Annotated in this window: 12 protein-coding genes; 1 reads left to right on the plus strand and 11 read right to left on the minus strand. The window is 65.5% G+C overall.

Translation table 11 applies throughout. From position 1 onward, the window contains the following. Positions 1-42: 42 nt before the first annotated feature. Positions 43-1665 (plus strand): L-aspartate oxidase, encoded by a 1623-nt coding sequence (gene nadB, locus LZ005_RS10310; RefSeq protein ID WP_269106640.1) that lies wholly within the window; start codon positions 43-45, stop codon positions 1663-1665. A 6-nt stretch (positions 1666-1671) separates the two neighbouring features. Here nadB and nadC read toward each other — a convergent pair whose 3' ends face one another. The 11 genes from nadC to queD are packed head-to-tail and all read right to left on the minus strand — an operon-like array spanning position 1672 to position 12800. Beyond that, entirely contained in the window at positions 1672-2538 is an 867-nt protein-coding gene (gene nadC, locus LZ005_RS10315) for a carboxylating nicotinate-nucleotide diphosphorylase (protein WP_237807652.1), read from the minus strand. Further along, positions 2535-3665, minus strand: coding sequence for a quinolinate synthase NadA (gene nadA / locus LZ005_RS10320; RefSeq protein ID WP_237807654.1), 1131 nt, complete (start codon positions 3663-3665; stop codon positions 2535-2537). The genes nadC and nadA overlap by 4 nt, the downstream gene beginning before the upstream one ends. After that, complete coding sequence (locus tag LZ005_RS10325) at positions 3665-5266, minus strand: ABC-F family ATPase (protein WP_373889316.1); 1602 nt, start codon at positions 5264-5266, stop codon at positions 3665-3667. The genes nadA and LZ005_RS10325 overlap by 1 nt, the downstream gene beginning before the upstream one ends. Positions 5267-5297: 31 nt before the next feature. Beyond that, positions 5298-6440 carry a DUF418 domain-containing protein gene (locus LZ005_RS10330; protein ID WP_237807666.1) on the minus strand — a complete coding sequence of 381 codons (1143 nt, stop codon included), beginning with the start codon at positions 6438-6440 and terminating at the stop codon, positions 5298-5300. Continuing rightward, on the minus strand, positions 6440-7717 hold the full coding sequence (locus LZ005_RS10335) for an FAD-binding oxidoreductase (protein ID WP_237807668.1): 1278 nt from the start codon (positions 7715-7717) through the stop codon (positions 6440-6442). Before LZ005_RS10335 ends, LZ005_RS10330 begins: the two co-directional genes overlap by 1 nt. Further along, positions 7710-8627 carry an LD-carboxypeptidase gene (locus LZ005_RS10340; protein ID WP_237807670.1) on the minus strand — a complete coding sequence of 306 codons (918 nt, stop codon included), beginning with the start codon at positions 8625-8627 and terminating at the stop codon, positions 7710-7712. The genes LZ005_RS10335 and LZ005_RS10340 overlap by 8 nt, the downstream gene beginning before the upstream one ends. After that, positions 8624-9550 (minus strand): alpha/beta fold hydrolase, encoded by a 927-nt coding sequence (locus LZ005_RS10345; RefSeq protein WP_237807672.1) that lies wholly within the window; start codon positions 9548-9550, stop codon positions 8624-8626. Before LZ005_RS10345 ends, LZ005_RS10340 begins: the two co-directional genes overlap by 4 nt. Positions 9551-9552: 2 nt before the next feature. Further along, positions 9553-11013: a wax ester/triacylglycerol synthase family O-acyltransferase gene (locus LZ005_RS10350; protein ID WP_237807674.1), complete on the minus strand. Its 1461-nt coding sequence runs from the start codon at positions 11011-11013 to the stop codon at positions 9553-9555. A 12-nt stretch (positions 11014-11025) separates the two neighbouring features. Next, on the minus strand, positions 11026-11841 hold the full coding sequence (locus LZ005_RS10355) for a triacylglycerol lipase (RefSeq protein WP_237807676.1): 816 nt from the start codon (positions 11839-11841) through the stop codon (positions 11026-11028). Positions 11842-11869: 28 nt separating this feature from the next. Continuing rightward, positions 11870-12361 (minus strand): tRNA adenosine(34) deaminase TadA, encoded by a 492-nt coding sequence (tadA, locus tag LZ005_RS10360; RefSeq protein ID WP_237807678.1) that lies wholly within the window; start codon positions 12359-12361, stop codon positions 11870-11872. Then, the gene (queD, locus tag LZ005_RS10365; RefSeq protein WP_237807680.1) at positions 12354-12800 is read right to left on the minus strand and encodes a 6-carboxytetrahydropterin synthase QueD; all 447 of its coding nucleotides are present in this window, start codon (positions 12798-12800) and stop codon (positions 12354-12356) included. Before queD ends, tadA begins: the two co-directional genes overlap by 8 nt.

Here is a 12800-nt window from a genome sequence, read left to right on the forward strand (position 1 = left end):
CTGAGCCGCAATCGACTATAGTAGTGGCTTGTTGTCCGTCAAATGCACTCCCACATGAAATTCGACGTCGCCATTGTTGGCAGCGGTCTGGCCGGCCTTTCGGTCGCTTTGCACCTTGCCCAGACCCGGAAGGTCGCAGTCATTTCCAAACGCGCGCTCCTCGACGGCGCCAGCAACTGGGCCCAGGGCGGCATTGCCGCCGTGCTCGATTCAGGCGACAGCCACGAGCAGCACGTGCAGGATACGCTGATCGCCGGCGCCGGCTTGTGCGACGAGGCGGCCACCCGTTTCATCGTTGAGCACGGCCGCGAAGCCATCGAATGGCTGATCGACCAAGGCGTGCCCTTCACCCGCGACGACTCGGCCGAACTGGGCTTTCATCTGACGCGCGAAGGCGGCCACAGCGCGCGCCGCATCATCCACGCAGCCGATGCCACCGGCCATGCGGTGCAGGTAACGCTCGAGGAAAAGGTGCGCAAGCATCCGAACATCAGCCTGTTCGAGCACCACAATGCGATTGACGTCATCACCTCGGACAAGCTGGGCGTCAAGCCGCAGCATGCCCAGCCGGTCTGCCACGGCCTGTACGTGCAGGACGTCAATAACGGTGACGTCCACACCTTTGAGGCCGAACATGTGGTGCTGTGCACGGGCGGCGCCGGCAAGGTCTACCTGTACACGACCAATCCGGACACCGCCACCGGCGACGGTATCGCCATGGCCTGGCGCGCTGGCTGCCGCGTGGCGAACATGGAATTCATCCAGTTCCACCCGACCTGCCTCTACCACCCCTACGCCAAGTCCTTCCTGATTACCGAAGCCATGCGTGGCGAAGGTGGCCTGCTGAAGCTGCCGCCCGAAGCCGGTGCGGCCGCGGGCAAGCGCTTCATGCCCGAGCACGATGCACGCGGCGAACTGGCCCCGCGCGATGTGGTCGCCCGCGCCATCGACTTTGAAATGAAGAAGCGTGGCCTCGACTACGTGCACCTGGACATCAGCCACAAGCCGGCCGACTTCCTGCAGGAGCACTTCCCGACCATCTATGCGCGTTGCCTGGAACTGGGGATCGACATCACCAAGCAGCCGATTCCGGTCGTGCCGGCCGCCCACTACACCTGCGGCGGCATCGTCACCGACATGCTCGGCCGCACCGATATCCCCGGCCTGTATGCCGTCGGCGAGGCGGCCTGCACGGGCCTGCACGGCGCCAACCGCCTGGCCAGCAATTCCCTGCTCGAGTGTCTGGTGATCGGCCGCGCCTGTGCGCGCCATATCGAGGCCCAGCCACGCCAGGCTTCGCCGATCCTGCCCGCCTGGGACGAAAGCCGGGTCAGCAATGCGGACGAAGAAGTGGTCATCTCGCACAACTGGGACGAGCTGCGCCGCTTCATGTGGAACTATGTGGGGATTGTGCGCACCACCAAGCGTCTGGAACGCGCACAGCACCGCATCGCCCTGCTGAAGGACGAGATCGACGAGTATTACCGCAATTTCCGCATCACCAGTGACCTGCTGGAGCTGCGCAATCTGGTCGATGTGGCCGCGCTGATCGTCAACAGCGCCCTGCAGCGGCGCGAGAGCCGCGGCCTGCATTTCTCGCGCGACTACCCGAACACGCTGCCGAAAGCCCTGCCGAGCGTGCTGACGCCGGCGCCCCGGCGTTAAGCCCGCTTACGCGACGACGCGCAGCGAGAAATCGACGGCGCGTACGTCTTTGGTGAGGCTGCCGATCGAGATGCGGTCCACACCCGTCTCGGCGATGGCACGCACGCTGTCCAGATTAACGCCGCCCGAGGCTTCGAGCACGGCGCGCCCGCCAGTCAGGCCGACCGCCTGGCGCATCATGTCGAGGCTGAAATTGTCGAGCAGGATGGAGGTCGCGCCCGCATCGAGCGCTTCCTGCAGTTGGCCCAGGCTTTCCACTTCGATCTGAATCGACACGCCGGCGTTCATCGCCAGCGCCGCTTCCATGGCCGGACGGATGCCGCCCGCCGCTGCGATGTGGTTTTCCTTGATGAGGATGCCATCGAAGAGCGCCATGCGCTGGTTTTCGCCACCGCCGACGCGCACCGCATACTTTTGGGCGCGGCGCAGGCCCGGCAGGGTTTTGCGCGTGTCGAGAATTTTGGCGCGCGTGCCTTCCACCGCCTGCACATAGGTGCGCGTGGCCGTCGCCACGCCAGACAGCAGCTGCATGAAATTCAGCGCTGCGCGCTCAGCCGTCAGCACCGAACGGGCCAGGCCGCGAATCACGCAGACTTCGCTATCGGCACGCATCAGATCACCCTCGGCGTATTTCCACTCGACTTCAGTATTCATGTCGATGGCCAGCATCACGCCTTCAAACCAGGGCGCACCGGCCAGCACGGCGTCCTCGCGCACGATCACGCGCGCCGTCACGCTCTGCTCGGCAGGCACCAGCTGACCGGTCAGGTCGCCGGGACCGACGTCTTCCAGCAAGGCCGCCAGCAGGTTCTGTTCGAAAGCTTTTTGCAGTTCTTCGTCGAAACGGTCGTAAGGATTGACGAGGGTGCTCATGCGGGGCCGACTCCGGAAAACAGTTGTTGTTCTTGTTCCAGGCTGCCCGTCGGGACGGCCTTGGCTTTGTGCGCGGCGGCGAAGGCCAGCATGCGCTCGATGGCGTGCACGGCCTTGGCGCCGATGGCGGGATCGACGTGGATCTCGTTGTGGCCACGCTCGAGCACCTCGACCAGATTGCGCAGGCCGTTCATGGCCATCCACGGGCAGTGGGCGCAGCTCTTGCAGGTGGCGCTATTGCCGGCCGTGGGCGCTTCGATGAAGGTTTTGCCTGGGGCAGCCGCACGCATTTTGTGCAGAATGCCGTTGTCAGTCGCCACGATGAAGGTGTCGGCGTCCAGGGTCTGGGCGGCCGTGATCAGCTGGGTGGTCGAGCCGACCACATCGGCCAGCGCCACGACATTCGCCGGCGACTCGGGGTGGACCAGCACTTTGGCCTGCGGATGCTCAGCCTTCAGCAGATCGAGCTCGATGCCCTTGAACTCATCGTGCACGAGGCAGGAGCCCTGCCACAGCAGCATGTCGGCGCCGGTTTCCTTCTGGATGTAGGCGCCCAGGTGCTTGTCCGGCGCCCACAGGATCTTCTTGCCCTGCGCATGCAGGTGCTTGACGATCTCCAGACCAATCGACGAGGTCACCATCCAGTCGGCGCGCGCTTTCACGGCGGCGCTGGTGTTGGCATACACCACCACCGTGCGGTCCGGATGGTGATCGCAGAAGGCCGAGAACTCGTCCACCGGGCAGCCGAGGTCGAGCGAACAGGTGGCGTCGAGGTCCGGCATCAGGATGCGCTTTTCCGGGCTCAGAATCTTGGCCGTCTCGCCCATGAAGCGCACGCCAGCCACCACCAGGGTCTGGGCCGGGTGGTCGCGGCCAAAGCGCGCCATTTCCAGCGAATCGGACACACAGCCGCCGGTTTCCTCGGCCAGGTCCTGCAGGTCCGCATCCACGTAGTAGTGCGAGACCAGCACGGCGCCCTTCTCTTTCAGCAGCGCCTTGGCGCGCGCTTTCAGGGCGGCGCGTTCCTCGGGCAGCGGCATGTCGGGCACGCGCGCCCAGGCACGCGCCACGCAGCTGCTGCCGTCCTGCGGTTTTTCGAATTCGATGGTCTTGACGTTGGCGTTCATTACTCGATGCCTTGGCTGCGCAGATAATCCTCGTAGTTGCCCTGGAAGTCGATCACTTCGCCGTTCTTCACCTCGAGAATGCGGGTGGCCAGCGAGGACACGAATTCGCGGTCATGCGACACGAAGATCAGGGTGCCCTGGTATTTCTCAAGCGCGATGTTCAGCGACTCGATCGATTCCATGTCCATGTGGTTGGTCGGCTCGTCGAGCAGCAGCACATTGTGGCGGCCCAGCATGAGCTTGCCGTACATCATGCGGCCTTTCTCACCACCGGACAGCACCTTCACCGATTTTTTCACCTCGTCGCCGCCGAACAGCAGACGGCCGAGAATCGAGCGCACAGCCTGGTCGTCGTCGCCTTCCTTGGTCCACTGGCCCATCCAGTCGGTCAGGTTCAGGTCCTTGAGGAATTCTTCGGTCGGATCCTGGGGCATGTAGCCGGGGTTGGCGTTTTCGGCCCACTTCACGCGGCCGCTGTCGGCTTCCAGGCCGCAGTAGTCGATCCCGCCGATGCAGCGCAGCAGGGTCGTCTTACCGGCACCGTTTGCGCCGATGATGGCGATGCGCTCACCGGCTTCGACCATGATGTTGAAGTTCTTGAAGATCGGGCGGTCGTAGGCTTTGGACAGGCTTTCGGTCTCCACCGCCAGGCGGTGCAGCTTCTTCTCGCCCTCAAAGCGCACATACGGATAGGCGCGCGAAGACGGTTTGATGTCCTCGACCTTGATTTTGTCGATCTGTTTGAGGCGCGACGTGGCCTGGCGGGCCTTGGACTTGTTGGCCGAGAAGCGACGCACGAAATCCTGCAGCTCGGCCACTTTTTCCTTGGCCTTGGCGTTGTTGGCCAGCTGCTGGTTACGCGCCTGGGTCGAGGCCAGCATGTAGTCGTCGTAGTTGCCCGGGTAGATCTTCAGCGTGCCGTAGTCCATGTCCGCGATGTGGGTACACACCTGGTTCAGGAAGTGACGGTCGTGCGAGATGATGATCATCGTCGAGTTGCGCTCGTTGAGCACGTTTTCGAGCCAGCGGATCGTGTCGATGTCCAGGTTGTTGGTCGGTTCGTCCAGCAGCAGAATGTCCGGATCGGAGAACAGGGCCTGGGCCAGCAGCACACGCAGCTTCCAGCCGGGCGCCACATTGCTCATCGGGCCCTGGTGCAGGTCGATCGCCACCCCCACGCCCAGCAGCAGTTCGCCGGCGCGCGCTTCGGCCGTGTAGCCGTCATACTCGGCCACTTTGCCTTCCAGGTCGGCGGCGCGCATATAGTCTTCGTCGGTCGCTTCCGGATTGGCGTAGATGGCGTCGCGTTCCTTGATGGCGGCCCACAGCTCGGTGTGGCCCATCATGACCACGTCCAGCACGCGCATGTCTTCGTAGGCGAACTGGTCCTGGCGCAGCTTACCGAGGCGCTCGTTCACGTCCAGGCTGACGTTGCCGCCGCTGGGTTCGAGGTCGCCGCCGAGGATCTTCATGAAGGTGGACTTGCCGCAGCCGTTGGCGCCGATCAGACCGTAACGGTTGCCATCGCCAAACTTGACCGAGATGTTCTCGAACAGCGGCTTGGCGCCGAATTGCATGGTGATATTTGCAGTGGATAGCACTGGAAAGCCTTTACAAGCGAGAGTATGGGAATTAACCCTCTATTTTAGCATCCCGATAGGTATAACGCCGCCAGATGGCCTCCATCGGGCCGATCGGATGGCGGCGCAGCCACCACTGGCTGAACAGGCATTGCGCCAGGAACACGGCGGCGCAGTAAAGCAGCAGCTGGGGCCGCGAAAATGCCGGGCTGAGGATCAATACACCGAGTAGCGACTGGCTCAGGTAGTTGGTCAGGGCCATGCGGCCAGCCGGGGCCAGCCAGGCAACCATGCGCGGCACCAGCAGCAGAAAGCCCGCCACATAGCCGAACGCAAGCAGCGGATGCAGGAAGACGCCGATATCGTCCAGCAGGTTGAGCCAACTGCCCGGCCGCCCGTTCAGTTCATCCAGGGCCTGCCAGGCCAGCAGCGCATTGAGCGGCAATCCGAGGCCGAGGCCAGCCAGCATCCAGCGCCGCAGGCGGGCCCGGTGGCGCTGCGGCCGCGTCAACACGCCCAGGCGCACCGACAGCACCCCGGCCAGGAACAGGCACAGCAGCTCGGGCAGCGCCAGAATGACACCGAGCTGGTTCATCAGATAGGCCGAGACGCGCGCGGGCAGCATCGCCACCCAGCTGTGCTGCTGCGCGAGCCGAAACGCGGCGATGCTGTCAGACAGACGCTCGCCCTGCCATGCCGAACGCATGCCGGCGCCGACATCCGCCAGCACGCCAAGGCCGTAGCAGACCAGCAGGTAGATCAGGCAGGTGCGGATCACGCGCAGCAAGGCCTTGGGGCGCCGGTCGGCCACCTGCACCAGCACCATGCCCGTCAGCGCGTACATGGTGAGGATATCGCCCGCGTACAGCAGGCAGCCATGCAGCACGCCCGCAGCCAGCAGCCAGCGCAGGCGGCGCCGGTAGATATTGGCGAAGTCGGCCAGCAGCCCGGCGCGGCGCGCACTTTGACGCATCAGCCAGTAGCCGGCCCCGAACAGAAAGGCAAAAATTGGATAGAACTTACCTTCCGCCAGCCAGACCACGGCGCCCATGCTCAATGTGTCGGCGGCGCCGTCCAGACGCGGATAGTAGGCCAGGTGCGTTTGCTGGTAGCCATAGGCCAGCATCCAGACATTGATCACGCAGATACCCAGCAACGCCAGGCCGCGCAGCGCGTCGATCTGAGCGTGGCGCATTATTGGCGCAGCCAGTCGCGCAATTCGTAATACCAGTAGGTCAGCTGGGCCGCCAGCAGCCCGGCCGAACCGCCGGTGGGCGGCAGGCCCCAGGGGCCGAAGCGCGCCAGGCGCTCGCCCTCGCCGCAGATGGCCGCGGCCAGCACGTCGCCGGCCAGCGTGGTCGGACCGACGCCGTGGCCGCCGAAGCCCATCCCATACCACAGGCCTTCGGGCAGGCGCCCGAGCTGCGGCATCTTGTGGCGTCCATAGCTCATCATGCCGCTCCACGCGTACTCCACGCGCGTGCCTTTCAGCTGCGGGTAGACCTTGAGCATGTCGTGGTAGAGCAGTTGGGCCACCTCCTGCGGGCTGCGGTCGCGGATCGAGATACGCCCGCCCCAGAGAATGCGACTGTCCTTCAGTGGCCGGTAGTAGTCAAACGCGAAGCGCGAATCGTAGACGGCGGCATCGGTGCGCATGGCCTCGCCCAGGCGCGCGCCGAGCGGCTCGGTCACCATCACATAGGTGGCGATCGGCAGAATCGCGCTCGCCAGCCGCGGGTACAGCTTTTCGATATAGCCGCCGCAGCAGACCACCAGCTCGCGCGCCTTCACGCTGCCCTGCGCGGTGCGCACACGCCAGTAGCCGCCTTCGTGCGCAAACGCGCTCACCTTGCTGTTCTCGTGCACGGCCACGCCGCGCGCGGCGATGGCTTTGGCAAGGCCCTGCGCATACTTCAGCGGATGGAAGTGGAAGGCGTTTTCTTCGTACAGTGCGCCGAAATAGCGCTGGCTATCGAGCTTCTGCGCCAGTTCCGCGCGGCTGACGCGCTGCCAGTTCACGCCGAGGGTGTCTGCCATGAAGCGCTGCTGGGCGTCGAGCACGCGCTCGTCGTCGAACCAGTTGGCCCAGTAGATGCCGCCATCGACGGCGTCGCAGTCGATCCCGTAGCGCGCGATGCGCTGGCGGATATGCTCGACCGCGTCGAGTGTCATCTGATACAACTGGCGCCCTGCCTCCAGGCCCACGGTATCGACCAGGCCCCGCTCGCCGAGCGAAAAGCCGCCGAATACAAAGCCGCCATTGCGACCGGACGCGCCGTGGCCGATGGTTTCGGCCTCCAGCAGCACCACGCCCTGGCGGCCACGCTCCATCAGCGAGGCCGCGGTGCCCATGCCGGCGAAACCGCCGCCGATCACGCAGACCTCGGCCTCGATGTCTCCCTCCAGTGCGGGGAAGCTGGTACCCGGCGCGGTCGCCCGGTAGTAGCTCAGGGGCGACAGCAGATCAGGCATGGCGCAGGGTCGTGTAGTCGCTCAGGGTCAGGCTGAAGGCATTGCCGTCGCTGTGCAGGCGGCAGCGCGCGCCCACTGGCAGCGTGGCGCGCTCGGCCACATGGCCAAACGGCAGACCGGTCAGCACCGGCAGTGGCAAGCGCTCGCGCAGGTAGGCCACCATGGCGGCTTCGTCGTAGCCGTTGTCCATCGGGTTGGCCTTGTAATTGTTGATCTGGCCGATCACGAGGGCGCGCAGGCCTTCCAGCAGACCGGCGTAGTGCAGCTGCAGCAGCATGCGCTCGATCCGATACGGGTGCTCGTTGACGTCTTCGATGAACAGAATGCCGCCGTCGACGCGCGGCATCCAGGGCGTCCCCACCAGCGACAGAATCATCGCCAGGTTACCGCCCCAGAGCGTGCCTTCCACATCCAGCACCGGATTGCCCTGCCCTGCGCCGTGCACGCTGTGGGTCGGCCCCAGCAGACAGGCGCGCAGCTGGTCGAGCGTGTAGTCGACCGGGGTCTCGCGCGTGAAGTCGTCGCACAGCATCGGGCCGGCGTAGCTGCAGGCGCCCGTGGTGGCCAGCAGGCCAAGGTGAAACGCCGTGACGTCACTGTAGCCGACCACGATCTTGCCGCTGGCGGCAAAGGCCTCGAAGTCGATATCGGGCAGGATGCGGCTGATGCCGTAGGCGCCTCGCAGCGCCATGATGACCTGCACATCGGGATCGCGCAGGGCCGCGCGCAGCTGGCCGGCACGCCCTTCGTCGGTGCCGCCGAAGCGCTGATAGATGCGCTCGGGGTCATAGTAGTTGTGCAGAACGCCGCCCAGGTCGGCCAGGCGCGCCACGCCGCGCGCATACGCCGCAGGGTCGACCGCATAGCCTCCCGGCGCCACCAGGGCAATGCCGAACGGAGGAAGTTTCACTGTTTTTCGAATAGGTTGGGGAGGGAATCGCCCAGCATCTTACCGTGCGCATGGGTGGCGATCAAGGCAAGCAGGCGCTCGATCAGTGCGGGCGGCAGGTCGTGCCCCATGCCTTCGATGACCTCGAGCCGCGCGCCGGGAATGCAGTGCGCGGTATCGACGCCGCAGGCCAGCGGCACCAGGGGATCGGCGGCGCCGTGGATGACGAGTGTGGGCGCGCCGATGGTGGCCAGTTCGGCGCTGCGATCACCCGCCGCAGCCACCGCTGTCATTTGGCGCAGCACCCCGGCCGGATAGTTGGAGCGGGCGACGGCGGCGCGCACGCGTTCGCGCAGCAGGCCCTCCGGGATCGGATAGGCCGGACTGCCGATTACGCGCAGCACGCCGACCAGATGCTCGGTCACGCTGTCGATGTCGTGCGGGCGCGCCGGGCGCGAAAACAGCGCGCGCTGGGCGGCGGCGCTCGGCCCCGGCAGACTGCGGCGGCCACTGCTCGACATGATCGAGACCAGGCTCAGGACCCGCTGCGGATGGCGCGCCGCCAGCGTCTGCGCAATCATCCCGCCCATCGAGGCGCCGACAATATGCGCCTGCTTGAGACGCAGCCCATTCATCACGGCGAGCGCGTCATCGGCCATGTCAGCCAGGGTGTAGGGCGCTTGAATCGTCCAACCGAGCTTGTACTTGAGCGCATTCCACAGCAGGTTCGGATGGCCGGCCGCCGTCATCTTGGAAGAGAGGCCGACATCGCGGTTATCGAAGCGCACCACGTAGAAGCCCTGCTCCACCAAGCCTTCCACCAATTCGGGCGGCCAGGCGGTCAGCTGCATGCCCAGGCCCATAATCAGCAGTATGGCCGGATGCGCCGGATCACCGCTCGCCTCGTAGGCGATGTCGATGTCGCGGGCGCGCACGAAGGGCATGTTCAGGCGGCCTTGGGTTTGCGTGCCCGGCGCGGTTTGCGTTCGGCCGCCGCTTCGTTCTCGGCCGCGCGCTGGAGCGACTCGAACACCTCATGCATGAAGACGATGAAGCGGTCGATATCGGGCATGGCGCGGCGGCAGGCCACGACCCCGGCATCGAGCTGGCCGTTGTAGGTCTGCACCGTCACGTTCAGGGCCAGGCCGTGGGTGATGATCGAAATCGGATAGGTGGCCGTGACGCGCGCACCGGCCAGATACAGGCCGGTGCGCGGGCCGGGCACATTCGAGACCACGATATTCGCCACCGGCGGCATCGCCTCGGCCAGGTGGCTGCGCCCGTACAGCGAAGCCAGGCCGCTCATCAGCCAGGGCAGGCCCAGACTGGGAAATTCGGTCGGCAGCACGGCGCGCACGTCGTTGACCGTCTCCTTCAGGGCCTGGGTGGCCTTGACCAGCGCGCGCATGCGCTTGGCCGGGTCCTCGTGCTGGCTGGCCAGGGCCAGCAGCATCATGCTGACCTGGTTGTGCATGTCCGCATCGCCTTCGCCGCGCAGGCTGACCGGCAGCGCCGCCACCAGCGATTTCTCGGGACAGGCGTCGTGCTCGATCAGATAACGGCGCAGCGCGCCGCCCACCACGCACAACAGCGCATCATTCAGGGTGCCGCCAAAGGCCTTGCCGATGGCCGCCATCTCGGCCTGCGAAAAACTGGCCGTGGCAAACACGCGCTGGCTGGTGATATTCCCGCTCAGATGGGTGCGCGGCGCCATCGTGAAGCCCTTGGGCCAGCCCAACTGACGTTTGCCGTCTTCGTCGCGGCTGGGCAGCAGCAGGCCGGCCGCCACTTTCACGCCGGTCGGCACACCCTTCACCAGGCGCACGCACTGCTTGACCGTGTCGCGCAGGGCCGCGGCCAGCATCTGCTTGGCCGGCGGTGCGGCGCTGTGCACGGAGCGCGGCGGCGCCGGCGGTACCTTGCGCGCCAGCGGCGTGGCGTCGAGCAGGGCCTGCGCCAGCGCGACCGCGCCCTGCCCGTCCAGCGCCGCATGGTGAATCTTGCCGTAGAAGGCCAGCTGGCCCGACTTCAGGCCGGTGAACACGTAGAACTCCCACAGCGGCCGGCTGCGGTCCAGCAGACCGCTATGCAGGCGCGCTACATAGGCTTCCAGCTGCTTGAGCGTGGCGCCCTTGGGCAGCTGCACGGCGCGGATGTGGTAATCGAGGTCCACATGCGGCTCGTCCACCCAGATCGGATTGGCGATCTCGAGCGGCATCAATGCGAGCTTTTTTGTGAGCACCTCCGCCAGGTGCAGGCGGCTGCGCACGTGGGCGCGCACCAGGTCGACGAAGTCGCCCTTCAACTCGGGCGGCGGCTCCAGCAGGTGCAGGCCGCCGACGTGCATCGGCATTTCGGGCGTCTCAAAATGGAGGAAGGTGGCGTCCAGGCCGCTCAAATGCTTCATTGGCGCCCTCCCTCAATACCAGCTGAAAAACGGATTCGGCAGCGCGCCGCGCTGCGGGTCCTGGAACAGCAGCTTTTTCAGGCCCTTGTGGCCGCGGTGGTCAAAGCGCTTCCACTGCCCTTCCGGCTGGGCCAGACGGTCGGCGATCGCATACATGGCCAGCGGGTTCATGCCCATGCCGACGTGGCTGGCGTGGACTTCGATATTTTCGGACGTCGCCGTCTCGTCTTCCACGCTGCACTGCCAGGCCACGACGCCGTCGGTGCGGCTGAAAATCGAGGTGGTCGGCACCGGCGGCTTGTGCGCCAGCGCCGCGAACTGGTGCGCTTCGATATCGGGTTCGCCCGACACCCACTGGTACAGGCGCCAGGCATTCGTCATCTGCGGGCTGCCGCGGAACGGCGAGCCGAGCGAAATCACCAGGCGCACATCGCCGGGCAGCAGCTTGGCCAGTTCACGGGCATACACGCCGCCCAGGCTCCAGCCGATCAGGCTGACGCGCTGGCCGTGCTGCTCGCGCAGGGCCAGAATGCGGTCGATACAGGCTTCGAGGACGCCGGGACGGGGGCCGAAGTTCAGGCCCTGCTCCCAGGCATAGGCGGGATAACCGAGGTCTTTGAGGAAGCGGCGCAGGAAGATGGTGGTGGCGTCGCCGGCCGCCAGGCCGGGAAACACCAGCACCGGGTGGCCATCACCGGCCGGCGCCTTCTGCATGAAGGGATAGGCCGCCAGGGCCATCCCGAATTCCCAAGGGGCGCGCAGTTCCAGCGCCATCCGGACCAGTCCGGGCGCCTGCGCCTCTTGTTGTGAAAAGAACTTTTTTGCCAAGCTTGCCTCCTCGCCCTCTGAATGGGGTTCAGTCTTTGTTGGCGAGCATACCACTTTTTACAGCCGCATTGGCTTGGCGACGTTCTGCGAAGAAACTTTTTAGGGTGTCGGCGCACTCGTCGGCACGCACGCCGCCGAGCACTTCCGCATGGTGGTTCAATTTCTCTTCTGCAAACAAATTGACCACGGAGCCACAGGCGCCCGTCTTCGGATCGGGGGCGCCGTAGACGATGCGGGCCAGGCGCGCATGCATCATGGCGCCGGCACACATGGCGCAGGGTTCGAGCGTGACAAACAGTTCACAACCGGGCAGGCGGTAGTTGCCGAGTTTGTCGGCGGCCGCGCGCAGGGCCTGGATTTCGGCATGGGCGGTCGGGTCGTGCAGACCAATCGGCTGGTTGAAACCGACACTCACAACTTCGCCGTCCTTGACCAGCACCGCGCCCACGGGCACCTCGCCGCGCACCCAGGCTTCACGCGCCTGGGCCAGGGCCAGGCCCATGTAGTCGGCGTCAGTCATCGGTGATTTCGGCCCAGCAGTTCGGCGTTTCGTGCAGCACCAGCTTGTGCAGGTGCAGGCCGGTGCCGAAGCGGTCCAGATAGGCGCCTTTGAGAATATCGAAAGCCACGCGCGCCAGGTTTTCCACGGTGGGAATGCGGTCGATCACCACGGTTTTGTGGCCGGGCAGGCTGGCCAGGAAGTCTTTCACGGCCGCGTCCTTCTCGTAGACGAGGAAGGCGTGGTCCCAGACATCGACCAGATGCTGCTTGGCCAGGGCTTTGACATCGGAGAAGTCCATGATCATGCCATTGTCCGAATTGCCCTCGGCTTCGATCACCTGGCCGACCAGGGTGATTTCGAGCGTGTAGCGGTGGCCGTGCAGGTTGCGGCACTGGCTTTTGTGGTCGGGAATACGGTGGCCGGCGTCGAACTCCAGCTTGCGGGTGATGGTCAGCAT

This window comes from Massilia sp. TS11, assembly GCF_022012445.1.
Lineage (GTDB): Bacteria > Pseudomonadota > Gammaproteobacteria > Burkholderiales > Burkholderiaceae_D > Telluria.